This is a genomic window from Chitinophaga jiangningensis (genome assembly GCF_900142605.1).
GTDB classification, from domain to species: domain Bacteria; phylum Bacteroidota; class Bacteroidia; order Chitinophagales; family Chitinophagaceae; genus Chitinophaga; species Chitinophaga jiangningensis.
In genome coordinates this window covers 305,804-329,846 of the sequence record NZ_FRBL01000002.1, presented here as the reverse complement: position 1 = coordinate 329,846, position 24,043 = coordinate 305,804, and the positions used below count along the sequence as shown (strand labels likewise).

Here is a 24,043-nt window from a genome sequence, read left to right as displayed (position 1 = left end):
TGAATGATAATGAACAGATCATTTTTTCGCGAATGAAAATGAACAGCCGAAATTAGTTAGAACTACTTACATTTGATTATAACCATTGTGAAAAACTTAACCTGTATGAAATCTTTTTATGATAATGATTTTCTCATTGAGCTGAATGAGAAGCGATGTGCGGAGTATGCGTCGTTAGCCCAGCAGATGACTTCGCGGTTTAGTATGTTGTTTGTGTTTTATTCTGTACTGATGGCTGCGAGTGTACCGGTTGTTAAGCAGTTGCTAAAGGGAGGGAGTGTGGATTGGATGTTGGCTGTGCTATTTCTGTTGTTTAGTTGCTCGCTTATCATTTCTATACGTTACGCAATTTCGCTCATTATTACGGGAGATTTATTTGTGATATACCTGCCTAAACGTTACTATAGCGAAATCAAAGATTACTTAATAGAGAGAATACCTGCTGACGAAATAGCGCTGGAAACATCTATCAATGAGGTGCTCAAAAAATTATACTTGTATGATTTAGAAAGAGTGTTGGAAGAGCATGCCTACCTATTGTTGAATAAGCAAAGGTATTTGCAACTAGGAATCAGGTACTCAATCCTAACACTCGTTTTTTTTCTATTGAATTTTTGGTATTATTTATTTCATTATTAAAGTAATAAAGTATGTTCAAATATTTTGTATTGTGGTTTGTTAAAAGAAGACAGGCGTACTATGCCCGTTATGACAAACCAGAAAGATTACTCAGTAAATCAAATTATTTAAACGGTTTGGCAAAAGCAATCGATAATGAACAATTGGCGCATCAGCTGGGTGAAAGATTTCCAATAACACGAATGAATAAACAGTGGTCCATTGTTTATCCGCAATGGGAACCTATGCGCAACCCGGATGATAATTCCAACTTAGATGCTCAAATATATTTTTAGTTTCACTATAAATGTTAATTACATGTTTAAGCTTTTTATGAAGTGGTATCATCGAATCCGCAGGAAGGAATCTGATCAGGTAATTGAGAAAAATGATTGGCCCTTTTACGGAGGGCAAACAGGCTTCGTGCGGAGGGGGTTAAAAGAGAAGGGAGCTACAATTGCGGCAGGCGATTACTATTCGCCACCAGTGATAGACAATGGTTTTAGTGTAGAGTCACCCTTGTGGCAGCCGATTAGTGATATTATTTTTGACTCTCCTTCAGAGTCCTCTCAATAAGGACTTTTGTTATTCCCGCCTGCTTAATTTTCCTCATTCCGCATACTGTAAGGCTATACTTCCCCGTTTTAGGAAATAAACCATAAATTTACAGTTTCTCACTGCTGTTATGATCGGATCCATTTTAAGCAGGCTGGAAGCCTCCCGCAAAGAACTGCTGGACCTCGGCCTTAGAAATCCCCTGCTCAACTATAAGTTACCCACCGGCAAAGGCCTGCATATTGTGCAGGAGCAGTCTGCCGCTGTTTATAATATTCTTGTTCGCGAGAACAGAACAATGACTTTTGCCGGCAAAACCGCCGCTGAAGCGGCGCGTAGCCAGGAGTTGCCATTGGAAACACCTGCTGCCACAGTAAAAGATCCTGTTACGGATACTAAACTGCAAACCAACGAAAACAACGTTACCCTGCAGCATAAACTCCTGCAAACCTATTATGCCGCCCGCACCAGCGTGGAAGAACAAGGGGTTAATATCCTCTACCTCTCCCTCGGTATGCTCCAATGGTACGAAACGGATAGCAGCCAGGAAGTACGGCTGGCACCACTCATCCTGGTACCGGTGCTGCTGGACCGCAGTAACGTAGGCGACCGCTTTAAACTGAAATATACCCTGGAAGAAGTAGGTGAAAATATCTCCCTCCAGGCGAAAATGAAAACGGAATTTAATATCCACATCCCGGAACTACCGGACCAGGAAGATGTGGATGTCAGCGAATACTTCGCTGCCGTGGAAGCCGCCATCGCAGGGTTTAACCGTTGGAAGGTAATTCCCGACGCCATAGAGCTGGGCTTTTTCTCCTTCGGGAAATTCATGATCTATAACGACCTGGATAGCAGCAACTGGCCCGCTGGCCAAAAGCCTGAAGAGCACCCGCTGATTTCCAGTTTGTTCGGCGCAGGCTTTCAGGACCAGGGCCCCGATATCCCCGAAGATGCTTTCATTGACAGGGATACCGATGCTGCGGAACTGTTCCAGGTGGTAGATGCCGACAGCTCACAGATCATGGCCATGCTGGCTGTGCAACAGGGGCGTAACCTCGTGATCCAGGGACCTCCCGGTACCGGTAAGTCGCAGACCATTACAAATATTATAGCCGATGCCATCGGCCGCGGTAAAAAAGTGCTGTTCGTAGCGGAAAAACTGGCCGCGCTCGAAGTCGTAAAACGCAGGCTGGATAATATTTACCTCGGAGAGGCCTGCCTGGAATTACACAGCCATAAAGCCAACAAAAAAGCACTGCACCAGGAACTCCGCCGTGTACTCGATCTGGGTAAGCCCGCCGCCTCCAGGCTACAGGAAGAACTGCACCTGCTGGATAATACCCGCGATGAACTGAACGACTACTGCCTCGCCATCAACACGGAGATACAAAATAGTAGTCTCACCCCGCAGCAAATCATCGGTAACCTGCTGCAGCTGCGCAAGGAAACCGAAAACATAGCCCTGCCACGTATAGCCGTTCCCGATATTCATCACTGGAACGCCTACACTGCCGGCAAAGCCGTAGCCCTGGCTGAGCGTATGCAGGCCTGCCTGCGCATGACGGGCGTACCCGCCACCGCCATCTTCAGAGGCTCCATGCTTACCAGCCTGCTCCCACATGAACAGGCAAACGTAAAGCTGGTACTCGAAGAGGCCATGGCTACTGTGCAGCAGCTACAGTCCCGCTGCCAGGAAACCGCTGCCTGGCTGCAACTGCCAGTACCGGAAACGATGGCCGCCGCCAGCAGCCTGCTCACCATCTGCGAGGTAATCGCCAGTCAACCGGATATACGGGAAATGAATATCAGTCATCCCGCCTGGCTGCGACAATCACAGTTAATCAAAGAAATTTTATCCGCCGGAGAGCAGGCAACTGCCCTCCGGGAACAATATAAATCGCTGCTGATTCCGGAAGCCTGGGATCAGGACCTGTTGCAGGTGCGCCAGGACCTGCTGGCACATGGCGAAAAATGGTATAAATTCCTCATCGGCTCGTGGCGCCGCAGCAAGCAACAGCTGGCGGCACTCTGCCTGCAAGGACTGCCTGATGACAACGAAACACGCCTGCAATATGTGGACGATGTGATGGCTTGTCGCCGCTTCGAATCCATCCTCAAAGAAAACGCGCCCCTCACCGATGGCCTCTTTGCTACGCGCTGGGAAAAACTGCACAGCGACTGGCCCGTGCTCAACACCGCCGCTACCTGGCTGCAACAGCTGCACCAGCAAATACAACATGGTACGGTACCCGTTGCGGTAATCGACTGCCTGCAACGCCAGGCCGACCCGGTAAAAGCCGCACAGGAACAACAGCGCCTGCATCAACAAATTATTCTTACCAAAGAGAAATTACAGGCAGCCCTGCAAGCGTTGCAAATGGAAGAAAGTAAACGCCTACCCCTGCCACCATTGCAGGAGCAGCCATTTGCCGCCCAGCAGGAAACGCTCCTTGAGTGGCATTCACATCTCCCTGAAATAACTCATACCATAGCCTGGAATAATATATCCGCCACTGCTGCAAAAGAAAACCTGCAATGCCTCACGGATGCAGGTATGCAATGGCCGGAAGCAGGGCAATACCTCAAAGCAGCACTGCTTAAAAGCTGGTACGAATATCTGCTGGAAGAGGCCGTGCGACAATATCCGGAGCTGCGGCAATTTAACCGCTCCAGCCATGAAGAGCTGATCCGGCAGTTCCAACGCCTGGATACCTTGCAATTACAGTATAACCGTATACGTGCGGCATTGCACCATTGGGAGCAAATGCCGAAAACGGAAGCAGGTGGTCAGGTAAACATTCTTAAAACGGAGTTCAACAAAAAAGCAAGGCATATGCCGGTGCGCAAGCTGATGCAGGCCGCGGGATGGGCTATACAGGCCATCAAGCCGGTATTCATGATGAGCCCGATGTCTATCGCTAACTTCCTGCCGCCGGAATCAGTGGAGTTCGACCTCGTCATTTTTGATGAGGCCAGCCAGGTGCGACCAGTGGATGCCCTTGGCGCCATCATGCGCGGTAAGCAGCTCGTTGTAGTGGGAGATACCCGTCAGCTACCACCTACCAGTTTCTTTGATACGCTCACCCGCGAAATTGATGATGAAGAAAACGTGACGGCTGATATGCAAAGCATCCTGGGCCTCTGCGATGCGCAGGGAGCACCGCAGCGCATGCTTCGCTGGCATTACCGTAGCCGCCACGAATCACTGATCACCCTTTCTAACCACGAATTTTACGATAATAAACTGGTCATCTTCCCCGGGCCCGGCACCAAAGAACAAGCCGGCCTGGTATTCCATCACCTGGCAGATACTGCATACGACAGAGGAAAAACCCGCACTAATCCAAAAGAAGCGGAGCGTGTAGCCGATGCCGTTATTGCCCATGCAAAAGCATTTCCGCACCAGAGTCTGGGCGTGGTAGCTTTCAGCACCAGCCAGCGCGAAGCCATCAGCGATGCGCTGGAGGTACGCCGCAAAGCCCATCCCGAGCTGGAAAGCTTTTTTACCAGTCATCATGATGAACCCTTCTTTGTAAAGAACCTTGAAAACGTACAGGGGGATGAAAGGGATGTCATCTATATCTCTATCGGTTACGGCCGTACGGAGGAAGGATATGTGGCGATGTCGTTTGGGCCGCTGAACAACGAAGGCGGCGAACGCAGGCTGAACGTACTCATTACCCGCGCTAAACTGCGCTGCGAGGTATTTACCAATATTACCGCTGATGATATCGATGAGAGTCGCACCCAGAGCTACGGCATCCGTGCCCTGAAGAGTTTCCTTTACTACGCACAGCATGGGAAGCTCAACTTCACGGAAGAAACGGGGCTGCCGGCAGAAAGTCCGTTTGAAGAAAATGTGGCCGCCGCACTTACCGCAAAAGGTTACACGATCCGCAAACAGGTAGGTGCCAAAGGCTTTTATATCGATATGGCCGTGGTAGATCCCGATTTCCCGGGACGTTACCTGCTGGGAATAGAATGCGACGGCGCTGCGTATCACTCGGCCAGGTCGGCCCGCGACCGTGACCGACTGCGGCAGCAGGTGCTCGAAGGTATGGGCTGGAAGATACACCGTATATGGAGTACCGACTGGTTCCATCATCCGGAAGCAGAGCTGGAGCGACTCATCGCAGCAATAGAAGCTGCAAAGCATGCACACCAGGAAGCAGATAAGGTGGACTTCATCACCGCCGAAGAAATAGCCATGGAGCGTACCGCCGTGGAAGTGCCCGAAGAAAAAGCGGTACCTTACAGGGTCGCTTCCCTGCCGGAAGATATTCGCGAACAGGAATTACACCAGGCGCCTATAGGGCAGCTCTGTAGCTGGATCCAGCAGGTGGTGGAAGTGGAGAGTCCCGTTCATTTTGATGAGCTGGCGCGCAGGATGGTGGAAGCCGCCGGCGTTACCAGAGTGGGGCCGCGACTACGCGAAGTGCTGCGCCATGCAGTACGCCATGCCGATGCTGGTAAACGCATCCGTATCAAAGGGCAGTTCCTCTGGCATGTGGACTTGCCATCTCCGTTGGTGCGTGACCGTAGTGAACTGCCGGCATCTGCCAGGAAAGTGAATTACATTGCAGTGGAAGAAATGAGTGTGGCGCTGGAGAAGGTAGTGAAAGATGCCGTGGCTATACAACCGGAAGCCGCTGTGCCCTTCATGGCCAAGATGTTTGGTTTCAGCAGGGTGACGGAAGAAATGCGGGCGGAATTCCTCAAAGGCATTGCTGCCAGCGTGGAAAATAATGTAGTGCAGATGGAGGGCGATTACCTGAAAGCGTAATAACGGACAAGACTGTACTAAAACCGAACAGTTTGTTGTAATATTATATGTGTTTACTATTGTAAATTAAGCATTGGGTGGTTGGCATATGGCGTGCAATAGTAGGCTAAAACAATCCCCATGATACGCAATTATCTGCTCATTGGCTGGCGTAACCTGATCCGCTACCCTTTGTATACGCTCATTAACATGACTGGCCTGACAATAGGCCTCGCGGCGTGCTGGATCTTATTGCTGTATGTACACCGGGAGCGGAGTTATGATGATTATTTCGACAAGGGTGACCGGATTTACCGCGTGGTAAATTCGGCCACCTGGACGGGAGGAAGCCTCAATCTGGCGCCAACTTCCGCACCCTTTGGTCCTGTGCTGGAACGTGATTTTCCGGAAGTGGAAACAGCCCTTCGTGTAGCCGCTGACGGTAGTAACACCCTGGAAGCAGGAGGTAAACGGTACGATATTCCCTCACTTTTTATTACTGATCCCACCTTTTTCAAAGTATTCAGCTTCCGGTCACTGGCAGGTAATGCCCCGGATGCGCTAACATCTCCCAATAACATAGTACTCACCCGCAGCATTGCCGCGAAAATGTTTGGCAGCCCCGCACGAGCGATAGGCAAGGCGTTGGTGATGAATAAGTCCATCGTATACCAGGTGGCTGCAGTGGTGGAAGATGTGCCTGCAAATACTCATTTTCATTTTGACGCTGTAAGGCCCATGCCGGCTGATTATCATTCCGATGGCTGGCAGAACTTTGAAGTGTATACCTATTTACTATTGAAACCCGGTGCCAGTGCAGGTACCCTGCAAACCCGGCTCGGTGGGTTTTATGACAAATACCTGAAGCAGTATATGGGGGAAGGTGTGACCTACCACATGTCACTGCAACCTTTGAGGGATATTCATTTGCGCTCACATCTGGACTTTGAACTGGACACCAATGGGAATGTGGTGTATGTCTATATTTTTCTTTGTGCCGCTATTTTGATATTGGTGATCGCCTGTATCAATTACACGAATCTTTCCACAGCCAGGGCAGTGGTGCGGACCAGGGAAGTAGGTGTGCGAAAGGCACTGGGTTCTGACCGCAGGCAGGTAGCGATGCTATTTTTTGCCGAAGCTTTTATGTTGACTTCAGTTGCGGTGATGCTGGCGGCATGTATTGTTTATTTCACACTGCCTTATTTTAATAATATGACGGGCAACCAAATCCAGGTATGGGATGGAGGTTTAGTGCAAACCCTGCTGGCTGTGCTGGTAGTGACATTGCTGACAGGGCTGATTGCTGGCGCTTATCCGGCGCTGATAATGTCGGGCTACAATATGATACAAAGTATCAAAGGAGCAGGTGCCATGCCTGCGCATCATTACTTCCGTAAAGGCCTGGTGATATTCCAGTTTTGTGTGGCCATTTTGCTGGCCGCAAGCGCTAATGTGGCTTACCGGCAAATGAAGTATGTGATGAATGCAGATATCGGTTTCAATAAAAGCCAGGTGCTTACGTTCCACCTGCCTTCGGTGGAAAGTCGAAATCACATACCGGCGATGAAACAGGCGATGCTGGAAAATAAACTCATTAAAAGCGTATCGGCTGCCAGCAATCCTATCGGCGATAACAATATTGGTACTAATGGTTATTATTTTGAACAGCATGGGAAGATGCCAACAGCAACAATGCTGGCCCAGAATTTTTATGTAGATGCGGATTTCGCTCCTACATTAGATCTTAAGGTCATTCAGGGGCGTAACTTTAGCAATATGGGAGAAGGGGACCGCTATAACGGTGTGCTGATAAATGAAACCCTGATGAAAAAACTGCGCTGGGATGATCCTGTTGGTAAAAAAGTAGCGTTTGAAATTGATGCCGCCGGCACCAGGGTATCGCGTACGGTGGTAGGCGTGGTAAACGATTTTCATATTTATTCGCTGCAACACAAGATAGCGCCGCTGGTGCTAAAAATGGCACCGGAGGTGAGTATGGAAGACAATCTGTATGTGCGACTCAGCGGAGAGAATATTCCGGCAGCAATTCAACATATTGAAAAAGTGTTTCGCCAGTTTGATAAGGAAAACACTTTTTCCTACCGGTTTCTGGATGAGGCATTCGGTAAGCAATATCAGCGCGAGCGGGTGCAGGAGCGTATATTCATTACGTTTACCCTGCTGGCGGTTTTTATAGCCTGTCTGGGTTTGCTGGGACTGGCGGCAATTACGACCCTGCAGCGCCATAAGGAAATTGGTATCCGTAAGGTGCTGGGTGCATCCGTGTGGGGGATAGTAGGATTACTGTCCAGAGATTTTGTGAAACTGGTATTAATAGCTGTTCTAGTGGCTATTCCGATGTCGTGGTGGTATATGAGTCGCTGGCTGGATCAGTTTGCGTACCATATTCCGCTGGGGGCATCCCTGTTTATCACCACGGCATTAGCAGTACTTGTGGTAGCATTACTTACGGTGAGTTTCCATGCTATAAAAGCAGCCATCACCAATCCTGCAAAGAGTTTAAAATCGGCCGATTAATCAAACTGGCGGGAGAAGTCGGCCAGCGTAATGCCATGTAGTTTATTCACCAGTACGTCTTCTACTTCAGCGTACAGGTTTTCGAGGTGGGTGTTGATATCCCTGCCTACGGCACAATCAGGGTTAGGTGTATTGCGGCTGTTGCCCAGGAGGGATGATTGTCGCACTGCACCATAAATATCAGACAGCATAATATTTTCAGCGGCTTTTGCCAGCGTGGCGCCGCCGTTCTTACCTTCTTTACTTTCTACCAGTCCGGCATTACGGAGGTTACTGATTTCCTTGCGGACAATCACGGGGTTGCAGTTGATACTGCCGGCTATAAAGTCGGACGACAATAAATTTCCTCCCGCCCTGGCGAGCAGGGTGAGTATATGTAAAGAGATCGGAAATCTGCCGTTATTCATTCTGTAATTAATGTTATTACAGTACAAAGTTACAATAAAAGCGGGGAATAAGGAAATTATCAGCGGCTGAAGAAGTAAACGAGGCTGGCGGCGATCAGCAGCAGTGCGATGAGCACAATCACGCAGCCATTTTTGTTTGGTTTTTTTATGGCATGTGTAAGTCCTCTGGTTGCCAATAAATTATCTACTTCCTGTTTAGCATGTGCCAGGGAGATTTTATCGCTGCCCAGCTTTTTCATCTCCGTCAGGTAGTATTGGATACCGTGGATACGCCCATGGCTGAGGCAGAGGTCGACCACCTGGTCGTTAATAGCCTTTTTTTGCTGGGCCTGTGTGTGAAAGGGGGACGGAGAATTGGGTACCACCTTCTGACAATGGTTGCACACAATGATTACAGCAGCAGGATTTGTTTCAGGTATAGCGCGGATGAGATCATGGCTGCCACAGTACGGGCAGGCAGCGGCAAGGTCTTTTACGGTGCTCATTAATGGAATTTCAGTTTTTATAACTGATGGAAGATAACGAAAAAGGCTGATTAAAATGGCACTTTTTTCTTTCCAGGGAAAGGGTACGGCCAAAGGCTGTACCCTTTCCCTGGAATCCCGCCGCACCGCAGGCGCGGGGGATTCCAGGGGTTAAAAGATTTACTGTTTCTTCAAATGCTCTTTGAATACCTTCTTGAACTTTTCCAGCTTAGGCTTGATCACAAAGTAGCAGTAGGGCTGTGATCCGTTCTGGTTATAGTAGTTCTGGTGGTAGTCTTCCGCCACGTAGAACTTATCGAACGGCGCTATCTCCGTTACAATGGGTTTTTCGTAGGCGCCGGAGCTTTGCAGTTTGTTTTTGTAATATTCCGCTTTTTCCTTTTGTTCTTCATTGTGGTAGAAGATAACCGAGCGGTATTGGGTGCCTACGTCGTTACCCTGACGGTTAAGCTGGGTAGGGTCGTGGCTGATCCAGAAGGCTTCCAGGAGTTCATCGTAGGTGATTTTAGTGGTATCGTAGGTCACCTGTATCACTTCCGCATGGCCGGTATTGCCTTCACAAACCTGTTCGTAGGTGGGGTTGGGGACGTTACCGCCGGAATAACCGGATTCCACTTTCACCACACCGTCCAGGTACTGAAACTGTGCTTCTGTGCACCAGAAGCATCCGCCGCCGAAAGTGGCGGTCTGGAGACTGGTATTGTTCTTTACTTCCATATCGTTGGGTACCTTATCCTTTTTATGCTGGGCGCAGGCTGACAGCGCCAGGGTGATCAGAAATATAAATATTGAGTATTTTCGCATAATGAAACCGTTTTTAATTGTTGGTTAAACCACTTATCAGTAAGACGCAAAAATTGCCCAAACCTTACAGCGCAAATATTATTTACGTGTAAATTGATACAAGAGAACGACAAGTTAAGTAACTTTAACATTCTTTTTGCCCAGCAGCAGCGTTTTTAACCTTAGCAAACAGAAAAGTAAAATGAATTTCTTACTGACCACCGCCTATGTTAGCAGCACGTAAGGAGATGGTCTGATTTATTATTAAACAACACATTACAATTGAAATATTTTCCTGAATCTGCGTTGATGCAGTTGGAATTTGATAAAGTACAACAGCTCCTGACGGAGCACTGTAAGACGGAGTTGGGTAAACAGATGGCCATTGATCTCCGGCTGCACACGCATATAGATTATGTAAAAACCGCCTTGCAACAGGCGCATGAATACAAGCAACTTACCTTATTACAGGAGCATTTTCCCAATGATTTTGTACTGAACCTGAAGACAGAGCTGAAGCTGCTGTCGATCCAGGGGGCGGTACTCACCGGGGAACAAGCCTTGCAGATCCGTAAACTGGCGGAAAGCATGCATGCCATCACCCGCTTCTTTGATCATGATCGTAAGGTGCAATATGTTGCATTACACGAGGTTATTAAAGAAACCTATTACGAGAAGAAAATCACCGCTTTAATCGACGAGGTGCTCGACGAAGTAGGACAGGTAAAGGATAACGCGAGCCCTGAGCTGGCAAAGATCCGTATGTCCCTGTTCCGCAAGCGTACAGAGTTGCGCCGCGCATTTGAACGGGTGATGCAGAAACTGCAGAAAGCCAATTACCTGGCCGACCAGGGCGAGGCTTTCCTCAACGGTCGCCGTGTGGTAGCCATCTATGCGGAAAACAAACGCATGGTAAAAGGTATCATCCACGGGGAGTCAGACACCGGGAAAACTACCTTCCTGGAGCCGGACGAAACCATTGAGCTGAATAATGATGTGCAGTCGCTCGAAAGAGAAGAAAACCGCGAAGTATACCGCATCCTGCGTCAGCTCACCGCCAAGCTCAACGGCTACAGCGGATTGCTGAACAGTTACCATGATGTACTGGGTATATACGACTTTATCCGCGCCAAAGCTAAGCTGGCCCTGGATATGGACGGTAACTACCCGGCCCTGGTGCCGCATGCCCAGGTACACCTGGTGCAGGCATACCACCCGTTATTGTTGCTGTATAACCGCAAAAACGGTAAGCCTACCGTTCCGGTAAACATTACGCTGGACAAGGATAACCACATCCTTGTGATCAGCGGACCCAATGCCGGCGGTAAAACGGTGACGCTTAAAACGGTGGGGCTCCTGCAGCTGATGCTGCAATCCGGACTCCTGGTGCCGGTTCATCCTACCTCCCAGATGGGTATTTTCAAGCAGATCATGATCCACATCGGGGATACCCAATCGCTGGAATTTGAGCTGAGTACCTATTCATCTCACCTGAAAAACATGAAATATTTCATGGAAAACGCGAACGGAAGAACGCTGTTTTTCATTGATGAGCTGGGAAGCGGGTCCGATCCTAACCTTGGAGGCGCCTTTGCAGAGGTGATTATGGAGGAACTGGCCAAGAAACATGCCTTCGGTATTGTGACTACCCACTACCTCAACCTTAAGGTAATGGCCAACAAGGTAAAAGGTATTATCAACGGTGCGATGGGCTTTGACGAAGAAACCCTCCTGCCGCTGTATAAACTGCTGATTGGTAAACCAGGCAGCTCCTATACGTTCTCCATTGCACAACGTATTGGTTTGCATCCCTCGCTGATAGCGCGGGCGAGAAAACTGGTGGACGAAGGTCACTTTAAGCTGGATAAACTGCTGAACAAGGCAGAACAGGATCTTCAGAAAGTAGAAACCGAAAAGAAAGATCTGCATAAACTGATCAAGGAAAACGAGCGACTGAAACGCGAATACGAAGAGCTGGCCGACAAGGAGCGCAAAAACCAGCAGATAACCTTCCTTAAATTGCAAAATAAGATTAAGGAAGATGACCTGCAATATCTGAAAGATATGGAGCGCAAGCTCAAGCAGATAGTGGTGGAATGGAAGCGCGCTGAGAAAAACGACGAGCGGGAGAAAGTGATGAAAGCCGCTGAAATACTGCTTTTCCGACGCAGAGAAAAACAGATCAACGAGAAAATTGACAAGAAAGTTCAGGATAAATTCAAGGAAGTGGGCGGACAAGTCCAGGTAGGCGACCAGGTGAAAATCGTGAGCAACCGGCAGGTAGGTAAGCTGATTGAAATCCGCGATAAACGCGCGATTGTACAATTAGGTAAAGTGCCTATCAACGTAAAACTCAGCGATCTGGTAGTAGTAGAAGAGAAAGTATCCGAGTAATTCAATTACCATAAAATGAACCGAAGATGGAAGTAGCAAGTAAAGTGCCTATACCTGTTTATCGACTGGAAGACTGCACTGATGGTTTTCCGTTTCTGATCGCCAGGATGAAGGGAAGCGAGCCTATGGTGAAAGACTTTGCCATTCCTCATCGTCATACAGGATATAGTATTGATATCATAGTAAAGGGGAGTATCCATCAGTCGGTGGACTTCCGCCAGCACCAGGTCATGGCTCCGGCAATAATGCTGATGGAGCCTGACCAGGTGCATCTCCATGAAATGGAGGAGGACTGTGAAATGATCAGTATCTATTTTACCGATGAGTTTCTGCAGTCAGAATTGCAGGGCGTGGTGAGCTGCTGGCGTTGCATCTTCGGTTCAGGGGTAATTCCCGTAAATAATGAACAGCTGGAAGAGTTGCTCTCTTACGCTTACCTGATCGAAAAGGAATATGTATCGAACAGAATCCGCAGGGAAGAAATTATCCGCAACCTGCTAAATGCCTTTATTATTGCCTGTGGGCGTATATCCGAACCCGTTACGCGTGACAACATCTGGTTGCGGGTGGAGAGCGCACAATATAATATGGCGCGACAATTCAAGGTACTGGTGGATAAACATTACCACGAAAAGGCGCAGGTTTCAGATTATGCTGAAATGTTATTTGTGACCCCTGGTCATCTGAACGATACGGTGAAGTCCCTCATGGGGCGAAATGCGAAATATGTGATAGATGAGAAGCGTATACTCGAAGCAAAGCGGCTGCTGTACTGGGGTGAGCACTCTGTGAAGCAGATTGCATCCCACCTGAATTTTGAAGATGACGCCTACTTCAACCGCTTTTTTAAGAAGCATACCGGACAAACTCCGGCGGCATTTCAACGAGAAAGCCGTGAAAAGTACAATTAAACCCGCAAAAATTTAAATCGATCAAAAAGATATTTATCTATTTTTGCATCGTGAATAATATAATGACGCTGCCCGTACGTCATTCTAAATTTGAAAGCCATGGAAATTAGCGATTAGAGATTAACCGCAACCTTCAGAATTGCTTAATTAATTATTTCATTTACAGGAGTAACATATTGTTGCATGTAATCGTATAACATTGCTGTTTATTTATACGAATGCACAGTGAGCTTCGTGGATGCATAACACCCGCCCGTAAACCGTTATGCATGCCCGGATACACTGCTATGCAATATGTTACCTGTATCCTCACGCCCGATTGCTGTCATAGAACTAGCTTTTGCGAAACCAGAAGAGTTGTCTGCGTTCGCATAGGGGATGTTATTGTCGCAACCTAAAAAAGAACAACGTATGAATTCATTGAGATCAATCTTTGCAAAACTGCCATCAGGCTTACTTTATAGTGCTGTTATTCTATCTGCCATGTATGGTTGTGGTACTTCACAGGCAAAAACAGATGCACCGCCACCAGCGGCATTACCTGTAATTAAAGCCGTTACATTACCTACTACAACGTTTCAGGATTTTTCTGCTTCGGTAGAAGGAACCCGTGATGTGGAAATAAGACCGCAGGTAGACGGTTATCTGACGAATATTTCAATAGATGAAGGCGATTACGTTAGAAAAGGTCAAACACTTTTCACAATCGACAGAAGGCCATATGCAGAGCAACTCAACAATGCCACTGCAAATTTACAAGCTGCAACAGCGGCATTAGAGAATGCAAAAATCAACGTTGATAAATTGAAACCGCTACTTAGTAATAATGTGGTATCAGATGTTCAAGTAAAATCGGCAGAAGCAAGTTACAATTCAGCGAAAGCAAATGTTGCCCAGGCCCAGGCTCAGGTAGAAGCTGCCCGTATCAATCTTGGGTTCACCAATATTACTGCACCCAGCGATGGTTATGTAGGTAGTATTCCCTTTAAAACAGGAAGCCTTATTAGCCGAGGAATGGCAGGCGCATTGACTACTATTTCTGAAGTAAAGGACATGCGTGTTTACTTTTCTTTAAGTGAAACCGATTTCCTCAAATTCAAGGAAAAATATCCAGGTAATAGTGTTGCTGAAAAAGTAAAAGGAATGCCAGAGGTAGAATTAATCCTGGCAGATGGTAGTGTTTATCCTGAAAAAGGAAAAGTTGAAACAGTGGAAGGGCAGTTTGACAAAACTATTGGTGCAATTAGTTTACGTGCCAGCTTTCCTAATGCACAGGGAATACTTAGAAGTGGAAGTACCGGTAAAGTGAGAGTACCTACGTTACATGCTGCTGCATTGGTAATTCCTCAGGAGGCCACGTTTGAATTGCAGGACAAAGTATTCGTTTATACCGTGGCCGATAGTAATAAAATCGTTACAAAACCACTTACCATTTCCGGCAAAACGTCTAATTATTATTTGGTGACGGATGGCGTAAAGCCGGGGGATAAGATTGTATTATCTTCTCAATCTACCATGATGATGGGTGGTTTAAAAGATGGTGTTGTTATTCAGCCACAGATGGTATCTATAGATAGTTTGTTGAAAGCAAAGCCGCTGCTTTAGAAGAATTAAACGTGAAAGCGCGCCGTGTCAGGAATGCTTACACAAAACATTATTCAAATTGTGACGCAGGCAGTGTTGTTACACACATGGCTGCCTGTGTTCGTGCGGAAATACCGCAACCCATAATTGTTATTTATGTTAAAACGATTTATTGAAAGGCCGGTATTATCTACGGTTATTTCTATCATATTGGTTATACTGGGAGCGTTGTCTTTATACTCCCTGCCTACGGCTTTATTTCCTGAGATTGCGCCGCCATCCGTACAGGTGATAGCCAATTACCCCGGTGCCAACGGGGAGGTGATAGCCCGTACAGTTGCTACCCCGATAGAAGAATCGGTAAATGGTGTGGAGAACATGACGTATATGACGTCCAATTCCAACAATGATGGTAGCTACGTCTTAACAGTTTATTTTAAACAGGGAACAGATCCTGATATTGCGGCGGTAAACGTACAAAACCGCGTATCAAAAGCTAACAGCCAGCTACCTCCCGAAGTATTACAAGCTGGGCTTTCTACACAGAAAGTGCAGAGCAGCTTCCTGATGTTTGTGGCGATATATAGTGAGGACAGCGTTAAGTATAATGAACTGTTCTTAAATAACTATGCAAGAATTAATATCATCCCTCAGTTACAGCGTATACCAGGGGTGGCACAGGTGCAGCCATTTGGTTCAAAAGATTATTCGATGCGTATCTGGTTGAAACCCGACAGGCTTGTCGCTAATAATCTTTCTACCACAGAAGTGATGAATGCGATCAAGGATCAGAACGTAGAAGCTGCACCAGGGCGTTTGGGACAAAGTAGTAAAGAATCTTTCGAGTATATTATTAAATACAAGGGAAAATTAAATAAGCCGGAAGAGTATGAAAATATGGTGATTAAGGCAAAGAACGATGGTTCTGTTCTTCGCCTTAAAGATTTGGCCAGGGTGGAACTAGGTGGCTATACCTATACTGCCTCGAATTTGCTTGATGGCAAACCGGCTACTGGTTTTGGTATTGTGCAGACACCGGGTTCCAATGCCAATGAAATTCTTACCGAACTGGAACGACAGATTGGGGAATTTGACAAGGCGTTACCGGATGGTATGAAATTTAAGATAATGTACAACTCGAAGGAGTTTTTGGATGCATCTATCGACCAGGTAAAAGAAACACTGATCATTGCGTTCATCCTTGTGGCCATCGTAGTTTTTGTTTTCCTGCAAGATCTGCGCTCTACATTGATCCCGGTAATTGCTGTTCCTGTTTCGATTATAGGTACCTTCTTCTTCTTACAATTATTCGGCTTCAGCATTAACCTGCTTACATTGTTCGCTTTGGTACTGGCTATTGGTATTGTGGTGGATGATGCCATTGTGGTGGTAGAGGCTGTACACTCAACGATGGAACGTGAGCATTTACCGGCAAGAGAGGCCACCCTTAAAACGATGAGTGAGATATCCGGTGCGATTGTTTCCATCACATTGGTAATGGCGGCAGTGTTTGTGCCAGTGAGCTTTGTACAAGGTCCTGCAGGCGTATTCTATAAACAATTTGCTTTTACACTGGCCATTGCTATCGTTATTTCTGCAGTGAACGCGTTAACGTTAAGTCCGGCGTTGTGTGCTTTGTTCTTAAAGAATCAGCATATAGGCGAAGGTGGACACAAAAAAGGTTTTGGTGCCCGTTTCTTCGATGCGTTTAATACCGCTTTTGATGCCATGACGGCAAGATATATACGGAGCATCAAATTCCTGCTGAAGAACAGATGGGTGGCCATTACCGGATTGTTGCTTGTGGTGGTTGCTACCTTTTGGCTGATCAAAACTACACCTACCGGGTTTATTCCAGATGAGGATCAGGGATTTGTAGTAGGTATTACCCAAACACCTCCCGGTAGTTCACTTAGCAGAACGGAGAATGCAACGAACCAGATTAGTAAAATTGTGATGCACGATGAGGGTGTGAGCGATGTATGGGCTGCCAATGGGATGAACTTCGTAACAAATGCGAACGCTTCTCCTAATGCTGCGATATTCGTAAGGTTAAAAGATCGTAAGGAGAGAGGTGTTGTAAAAGACCCTACTGCCATTGCAGGTGGTTTGTTAGGCAAATCGACGCAAGTACATGATGCCTTGACTTTTTTTGTTGGTTTTCCAACCATACAGGGTTTCGGTAATGTGAGCGGGGTAGAAATGATGCTGCAGGACAGAACAAACGGATCGCTGGAGAAATTGGCAGGAACCGCATGGGGGTTTGTTGGTGCGTTAAGTCAGCGGCCGGAAGTGGCGAGTGCATTTACTACTTTTAATACGGGTAACCCACAATACACCATTGATATAGATGAAGTAAAAGTGAAACAACTGGGTGTATCTGTTGGTGATTTGTTGAATACGCTGCAAACGTATTATGGTAGTAGTTTCGTTTCGGACTTTAACCGTTTCGGGAAGTATAGCCGCGTTATGGCGCAGGCCGATGTTTCATACCGGATGGATAAAAGTTCGTTGGATGCTATTTATGTAAAGAACAACCTGGGTACGATGGTGCCGGTAAATACAGTGGCCAAATTCACACGCGTATATGGCCCGGAAACAGTAACACGAAACAATCTGTATAGTGCTGTTACCATCAATGCTACACCCAAACCAGGTTATAGTACCGGTGATGTAATTAAAGCCATTGAAGAAGTATCGAAAAAGACATTGCCACAAGGATATGCCTATGAGTTTACGGGTATTACGAGGGAAGAGATAAGAGCAGGGAACCAAACTGCGTTCGTGTTTTTATTGAGTGTATTGTTTGTATTCTTCCTGCTGGCTGCACAGTATGAAAGCTATATTCTGCCACTGGCAGTAATCTTAACGGTACCTACGGGTATATTGGGTGTATATAGTTTCATTGGCTTTAAGGGTATAGAGGGAAATATCTACGTACAAATTGGTATGATCATGTTGATAGGATTATTGGCTAAAAATGCGATCCTGATTGTGGAGTTTGCGATACAACGGAGAAGGGCGGGCTATAAGCTTGTTCAGGCAGCTTTGGAAGCAGCACAGCTTCGTCTTCGTCCAATATTGATGACATCATTTGCCTTTATTGTTGGTATGTTGCCATTAATTTTTACACAAGGCGCATCTGCCAAAGGCAATCATTCAATAGGCTGGAGTACAGTAGGAGGTATGTTTACCGGAGTGGTCCTCGGGGTATTTATTATACCTGTGCTGTTTGTAATTTTCCAGTTCCTGCAAGAGAAAATCAGCCGTAAGCCGATAGCGGAAGTGGAAGCAGCACCTGAGGCAAAGCTGATACATTAAAATATCAGCGTTATCTATTATCAGAATCAGAAAAAAGACAAATGAAAACAAGTTATAGCTCATTTTTAATTCTGTTGTCTATAGTTGTAGGTTTAGCAGCATGTAGGGTGGGTCGCAATTACGAGCGGCCTCCCATGCCGCTGCCTGCGCAGTTTAATGGCGCAGCACCTTCCGACAGCAGTATTGCCGGGATGGAATGGAAAAAGTTTTTTACTGATCCTACCTTACAACAGCTGATCGACAAAGCGGTGAGCGGCAACCTGGACCTGCAGATTGCAGTGAAAAGGGTAGACGCGGCCCAGGAGTACCTGAAGCAGGTGAAAGTAGGCTGGTTGCCTTCCTTTAATGGTCAGGTGAGTGCGGCTACTAATTTCCCATCCAAAAATAGTTTGAACGGTATGAACATGAGCCAGTTTGGCATGGGTGATCATATCGAAGACTATAATGTTGGTATCAGCATGTCGTGGGAGATAGATGTATGGGGAAAAATCCGTCGTCAGAAAGAAGCGGCCTTAGCTTCCTATTTACAATCATACGAAGGTGCACATGCGGTGCAAACTAGTGTGGTAGCAGCGGTAGCGAACAGTTATTTTAATTTGCTGATGCTGGACCAGCAGCTGGACATTGCCCGTAAGAATGTGGCGTTGACGGATACGATCGTGAAGGTGATCCGCTTGCAGAAAGCTGCCGGCGAAGTAACGGAGCTGGCTATACAGCAGGCGATTTCGCAGCAGCAAACGGCGGAGTTACTGGTGCCGGCGCTGGAGCAGGGCATCACTATCCAGGAAAACGCTTTACGTATACTTACCGGTGAGTTGCCAGGAGAGGTATCCCGCAGCAGCAGGTTGCGTGATTTCAGTGTTCCTGCGGCATTACCGGCTGGCATTCCTGCGGAGATGATCAGTCGCCGCCCGGATGTACGTGCCAGCGAAATGGGCCTGGTGGCAGCTAATGCGAAGGTAGGCGTGGCCCAGGCCAGCATGTATCCATCACTGAATATTACTGCCAGCGGAGGATTGAACAGCTTTAAAGCGAGCAATTGGTTCACTATGCCGGCATCCTTGTTCGGGACAGTGGCTGGTAGTCTTGCTCAGCCGATCTTCCAGAAAAGGGCGTTAAAAACGCAATTAGAGGTGGCTCGCATTAATAGGGAGCAGGCGGTGCTGGAATTCCGGCAGTCGGCCCTGAATGCGATTGGTGAGGTAAGCGATGCGCTGGTGAAGCTGGATAAGCTCAAAACCCGCCAGGAGATTGTAGCCCGCCAGGTGAGCACTACCCAGCTGGCGATACAGCAGGCGCAGCTGTTGTTCCGCAGCGGTATGGCTAACTACCTGGAGGTAATCACGGCACAGAGCAAGGCCCTGGAGTCGGAGTTGAACCAGGCTAATATTGACAGAGAGCGCCTCTCGGCCATGGTGGACCTTTACCGTTCCCTTGGCGGAGGCTGGAAATAAGAATTTAACAGGAAGTACGGACCAGGTAAAGAGTGGTGAATCAGCGATATCTATGAACCATAAATCAACAGACTGGCAGAAAAAACGGGCCTGGTTCGTACATTCTTCGTTAAGCGGAAGCCTTGTGGGGGCGGGTTTGAAAAGAATTTGAAATTTTTTTTGGAAATTTGGTTTCGTTTTATACCTTTGCATCCCACTGGAGAGTTGGCAGAGCGGTCGATTGCGGCAGTCTTGAAAACTGTTGACTGTAACAGGTCCCGGGGTTCGAATCCCTGACTCTCCGCAAATTTTTTAGAAAGCCTTCGGATAATATCCGGAGGTTTTTTGTTTTAGGGAGATTTGTGTCAGTCTTTGCAAAAATGATTTTGACTGTAACAGGTCCCGGGGTTCGAATCCCTGACTCTCCGCAAATTTTTTAGAAAGCCTTCGGATAATATCCGGAGGTTTTTTGTTTTAGGGAGATTTGTGTCAGTCTTTGCAAAAATGATTTTGACTGTAACAGGTCCCGGGGTTCGAATCCCTGACTCTCCGCAAATTTTTTAGAAAGCCTTCGGATAATATCCGGAGGTTTTTTGTTTTAGGGAGATTTGTGTCAGTCTTTGCAAAAATGATTTTGACTGTAACAGGTCCCGGGGTTCGAATCCCTGCCTCTCCGCAAATTTTTTAGAAAGCCTTCGGATAATATCCGGAGGTTTTTTGTTTTATGGAGATTTGTGTCAGCCTTTGCAAAAATGATTTTGACTGTAACAGGTCCCGGGGTTCGAATCCCTGCCTCTCCGCAAATATTTAACAGCCTTCACATTGCGTGAAGGCTTTTTGATTCTATGGAGATTTAGGAGAGTCTTTGCAAAAATGATTTTGACTGTAACAGTTTCGGGGGTGAAATCCCTGATACCAAGCAGAAATTTTAAAAGCCTTCACATTGCGTGAAGGCTTTTTGCTTTATGGAGATTTAGGTCAGTTTTTGTCAAAATGAGTTATACCAGTAAGTTTCAGCGACAACTCCCATAGTCGCGCAGCCTTAGCAGGATCAATGGCATAATCTCTTACGCCCACAAAGCTGGCTTGATGCGTGATATCAGCAATATTACAGTCCTCACAGTATAAACCACCCATTCCGTTTAATAGGGGAGTGGTGGAGGCCCAAACCTGTGTAGCTGCACCCTGTGCAGGTGTTTTGAAGGTGGGATCTGCAGGCAAGCCATCTTTATCCAGCCATTGGGCATCAATCATTTCTTCTATCGTCAGGTGACGTTGCAATGGCGTAAATATCTTACCCGGATGGAGTGAAAATGACCGTATGCCATCGGCTTTGCCTAAATAATCAAGGTGAGCAGAGAAGAGAATATTGGCTGTCTTGGATTGCCCGTATGCCAGCCATTTATCATACCCTTCATTGAAATTAATATCATTCCACCGAATATCGGAGAGGTGATGCCCGGCTGAAGAGGTGACTACAACCCGTGAACCTCCTTTTAAAACCGGCCACAACCTGTTTACCAACACGAAGTGTCCGAGGTGGTTTATTGCAAACTGGGATTCCAGATTGTTAGAGCCTAACCTTTCTAAAGGACATGCCATGATTCCTGCATTGTTCATCAATATGTCTATATGCGGGTGCATTTTCATCACGCCTGCTGCGAAGTGGGCTACACTGCTTAGATCAGATAAGTCCAGCGCATATACCTCTACGCCTGGTATGTCTTTTACAGCTTCCCGTGCGGCAATGATGTTTCTGGCGCCTACAATGACCCGGGCGTCAGCAGCAGCAAATGCGCGTGTGCTTTCCAGCCCGAGGCCTGAATGCCCACCTGTAATAATTATTACTTTGCCGGCAAGTGAAATGTCCTTCAACACATCAGTGGCTGTGGAGTCTTTATCAAATGGGCTGTTCAGTGGCTGTTGAAAGTTTTCTGTTTTCATAATTCCAATAATATAAAAGCAAAACTACAGTCCTATATTTGTACCATTGCTATGTGATTGTCCAAAAAATAGCACTAATCGTCCAAACATACTTACATGGATACACTTTCCAGTATATTGTCTTTTATTAAACCTCAAACTTTCGTTTCCGCTGGTTTAGACGCAGGAGGAAAATGGGCTATTCAATTTCCAGCGCATGACGGTATTAAGTTTAATGCCGTTGTCAAGGGTAGTTGCCTGTTAGAAGTAGAAGGATGTCCGGATACATTTACTTTGCAAACTGGCGACTGCTTTCTCCTGACCAGCGGCCGAAGATTTATACTTTCCAATGATAATTCACTGGATAAAATTCCAGCTGAAAAGATTTACAGCAATGCAGTAAATAATACCGCTGTTTGCAATGGCGGTGGTGATTTCTTTTTGATTGGCGCAAGATTTCATTTTGAAGCCGAGCATACGCGCTTTTTGTTTGGGCAATTGCCACCAGTCATCCATGTGCCGGAGCAAAAAGATCAGGCAGCCGTGTTGCGTTGGGAACTGGATAGGTTCACTAAAGAGTTTTTTAGTAATATGCCAGGAAGAAAAATAATGATGGAACATATAGCGCCTATCATGTTTATGCAAACTCTTCGTGTATTTCTATCTTCTGCCGATAGTCGGCAGCTTGGATGGATGGCTGCATTATCCATTCCTGGACTAAGGCTGGCCTTAGATGCAATGCATTCAACTCCCGGCAGAAAATGGACAGTAGCTGAACTCGGAGCAATAGCAGGTATGTCGCGTTCCGGGTTTGCGCTTAAATTTAAAGAGATAATGGAATTATCACCTTTGGAGTATTTAACTCATTGGCGCATCATGATAGCACGGGAACAACTCAGAGCCGGTAACCAGGACCTTTACCAAATTGCCTCCTCATTGGGCTATGAATCTGAAAGCTCATTCACCAACGTTTTTAAACGTTTTGTAGGTTGTACCCCCAAGGTGTATGCCAGGCAATCAAAATGATTACCAACGCCTGCCACTCCGCAGATCCTTAACAGCCTTCACATTTCGTGACGCCTGCCGCTAAAGCATAGCTATCAGTGTCAGTACAAACGAACCCAAACTACACAATGTTCTGACATGATTCAGCATATTCCACCTCCCTTCAAACTGAGCACGCATCTGCCGCAACTCTTCCATCCCGGCACCTTGAACAGAGAATGTTTCCAGCATGTTGTTAAGGGGGATGTTACCCACTATCGTTACACCCATCACGCCGATATAATAAAACAGCGTGGCCATTAGTAACCAAATGCTAAAATTGCGCCATAGGCAAACAGGCAATAAAATCACTGGCCCAAAGAAGCAGATAAAGAATAGCGGATTTTGTATAGCCTGATTCAGTTTCTGAAAAGCTATGATATATGCTTTGTCCGGTAGTAATGCCAGTCCTCTTGTTACCGATACAGACCAGCAATAGAAGATGCCTGCAATCAACCCAAGTATGACAACGGTAATTATTTTCATTGCATTGATTTTTTAAGAAATGCGTGAAAGTCGGTGGGTTTACGCCCCAATGCCTGCTCTACGCCATTGGCAACAGTAGCATTTCGACCATCCAGTACTTCGGTGAAGAGATAGGTTAACAAATTTGTGATGTCCGGCGGTACGCCATGAAGGGCTAATTGTGTAGTGTAGTCATCCATGGAGATAGCTTCATACTGTATATGCTTGCCCGTTACCTTTGCAATTTCAGCTACTGCATCCCTGAATGTTAATAATGCAGGGCCGGTTACTTCATAGATTTTTTGAGAATGCTTATTGTCTGTAAGGGCTGCTACGGCAACATCTGCAATATCATCCGCATCTATGAAAGGCTCTCCCACTTCACCTACAGGTAAGGCTACAAAACCGGCCTGTATAGGTTCTGCCATGTAGCTTTCCGTGAAATTCTGCATGAACCAGCTGGCTCTCACAATTGTCCAGTCGATTCCTGATTGTATGACTGCCTGTTCACAGCGTTCTGCTTCCGGTTCACCCCTGCCGGATAATAAAACCAGTTTTTGTACCCCTGCTGCTAATGCTGTTTTTGAAAATGCAGCAATAGTATGATCTGCACCTGGTACGGCAAGGTCGGGTTGAAAGGAAATGTATACGGCATCCATATCCTGTAACGCTGGCGCCCAAGTGTGGCTGTCTTCCCAGTCAAATGGAATAGGGGCATTGCGGGAGCCTAAGCGGACATTAAATGTTTGCAAGCGTGCGGCTACACGGCGACCTGTTTTTCCATTGGCGCCTAATACGAAAATGTTTTTCATGA

The 24,043-nt window shown here is 46.8% G+C and carries 16 protein-coding genes and 1 tRNA gene; 11 read left to right on the top strand and 6 right to left on the bottom strand.

The genetic code is table 11. The features are described 5' to 3' along the window. The first annotated feature begins 105 nt into the window (after positions 1 to 105). The 4 genes from BUB18_RS05850 (at position 106) to BUB18_RS05830 (ending at position 8,479) form a co-directional block, all read left to right on the top strand. On the top strand, positions 106 to 639 hold the full coding sequence (locus tag BUB18_RS05850; RefSeq protein WP_073078988.1) for a hypothetical protein: 534 nt from the start codon (positions 106 to 108) through the stop codon (positions 637 to 639). Positions 640 to 650: 11 nt separating this feature from the next. After that, positions 651 to 914, top strand: a complete 264-nt coding sequence (locus BUB18_RS05845) for a hypothetical protein (RefSeq protein ID WP_073078987.1) — start codon at positions 651 to 653, stop codon at positions 912 to 914. A gap of 389 nt (positions 915 to 1,303) precedes the next feature. Continuing rightward, positions 1,304 to 5,959 carry a DUF3320 domain-containing protein gene (locus BUB18_RS05835; RefSeq protein ID WP_073078983.1) on the top strand — a complete coding sequence of 1,552 codons (4,656 nt, stop codon included), beginning with the start codon at positions 1,304 to 1,306 and terminating at the stop codon, positions 5,957 to 5,959. Positions 5,960 to 6,079: 120 nt separating this feature from the next. Continuing rightward, positions 6,080 to 8,479 (top strand): ABC transporter permease, encoded by a 2,400-nt coding sequence (locus tag BUB18_RS05830; RefSeq protein WP_073078982.1) that lies wholly within the window; start codon positions 6,080 to 6,082, stop codon positions 8,477 to 8,479. Here BUB18_RS05830 and BUB18_RS05825 read toward each other — a convergent pair. The 3 genes from BUB18_RS05825 to msrA form a co-directional block, all read right to left on the bottom strand. After that, entirely contained in the window at positions 8,476 to 8,886 is a 411-nt protein-coding gene (locus BUB18_RS05825) for an Rrf2 family transcriptional regulator (protein WP_073078980.1), read from the bottom strand. The two genes, BUB18_RS05830 and BUB18_RS05825, sit on opposite strands and share 4 nt — an antisense overlap. Positions 8,887 to 8,945: 59 nt before the next feature. Further along, positions 8,946 to 9,371: a hypothetical protein gene (locus tag BUB18_RS05820; RefSeq protein ID WP_073078978.1), complete on the bottom strand. Its 426-nt coding sequence runs from the start codon at positions 9,369 to 9,371 to the stop codon at positions 8,946 to 8,948. A gap of 159 nt (positions 9,372 to 9,530) precedes the next feature. Then, positions 9,531 to 10,175 (bottom strand): peptide-methionine (S)-S-oxide reductase MsrA, encoded by a 645-nt coding sequence (gene msrA / locus BUB18_RS05815; RefSeq protein ID WP_073078977.1) that lies wholly within the window; start codon positions 10,173 to 10,175, stop codon positions 9,531 to 9,533. 261 nt (positions 10,176 to 10,436) lie between these two features. Between msrA and BUB18_RS05810 the strand changes: the two genes are divergently transcribed. The 6 genes from BUB18_RS05810 to BUB18_RS05785 all read left to right on the top strand — a co-directional run bounded on the left by BUB18_RS05810 (position 10,437) and on the right by BUB18_RS05785 (position 20,101). Continuing rightward, on the top strand, positions 10,437 to 12,548 hold the full coding sequence (locus BUB18_RS05810; RefSeq protein ID WP_073078975.1) for an endonuclease MutS2: 2,112 nt from the start codon (positions 10,437 to 10,439) through the stop codon (positions 12,546 to 12,548). Positions 12,549 to 12,574: 26 nt separating this feature from the next. After that, the gene (locus BUB18_RS05805) at positions 12,575 to 13,459 is read left to right on the top strand and encodes a helix-turn-helix domain-containing protein (protein ID WP_073078974.1); all 885 of its coding nucleotides are present in this window, start codon (positions 12,575 to 12,577) and stop codon (positions 13,457 to 13,459) included. Positions 13,460 to 13,870: 411 nt separating this feature from the next. Beyond that, positions 13,871 to 15,064 carry an efflux RND transporter periplasmic adaptor subunit gene (locus BUB18_RS05800; protein ID WP_073078972.1) on the top strand — a complete coding sequence of 398 codons (1,194 nt, stop codon included), beginning with the start codon at positions 13,871 to 13,873 and terminating at the stop codon, positions 15,062 to 15,064. 135 nt (positions 15,065 to 15,199) lie between these two features. Then, positions 15,200 to 18,364, top strand: coding sequence for an efflux RND transporter permease subunit (locus BUB18_RS05795; protein ID WP_073078970.1), 3,165 nt, complete (start codon positions 15,200 to 15,202; stop codon positions 18,362 to 18,364). Positions 18,365 to 18,405: 41 nt separating this feature from the next. Next, a complete protein-coding gene (locus tag BUB18_RS05790; protein ID WP_073078969.1) occupies positions 18,406 to 19,818 on the top strand; it encodes an efflux transporter outer membrane subunit in 1,413 nt (470 codons plus the stop codon). Positions 19,819 to 20,016: 198 nt separating this feature from the next. Continuing rightward, positions 20,017 to 20,101, top strand: a tRNA-Ser gene (locus BUB18_RS05785). Between the two features lie 674 nt (positions 20,102 to 20,775). On the opposite strand, the gene BUB18_RS05780 is transcribed toward BUB18_RS05785, so the two are convergent. Then, positions 20,776 to 21,741 (bottom strand): SDR family NAD(P)-dependent oxidoreductase, encoded by a 966-nt coding sequence (locus tag BUB18_RS05780; RefSeq protein ID WP_073078967.1) that lies wholly within the window; start codon positions 21,739 to 21,741, stop codon positions 20,776 to 20,778. Positions 21,742 to 21,837: 96 nt separating this feature from the next. Here BUB18_RS05780 and BUB18_RS05775 point away from each other — a divergent pair, with 96 nt between their 5' ends. Continuing rightward, positions 21,838 to 22,746 (top strand): AraC family transcriptional regulator, encoded by a 909-nt coding sequence (locus BUB18_RS05775; RefSeq protein WP_073078966.1) that lies wholly within the window; start codon positions 21,838 to 21,840, stop codon positions 22,744 to 22,746. Positions 22,747 to 22,806: 60 nt separating this feature from the next. On the opposite strand, the gene BUB18_RS05770 is transcribed toward BUB18_RS05775, so the two are convergent. Next, entirely contained in the window at positions 22,807 to 23,250 is a 444-nt protein-coding gene (locus BUB18_RS05770) for an anthrone oxygenase family protein (protein WP_073078964.1), read from the bottom strand. Beyond that, positions 23,247 to 24,041 (bottom strand): NAD(P)H-binding protein, encoded by a 795-nt coding sequence (locus tag BUB18_RS05765; protein WP_073078963.1) that lies wholly within the window; start codon positions 24,039 to 24,041, stop codon positions 23,247 to 23,249. Before BUB18_RS05765 ends, BUB18_RS05770 begins: the two co-directional genes overlap by 4 nt. Positions 24,042 to 24,043: the final 2 nt, after the last annotated feature.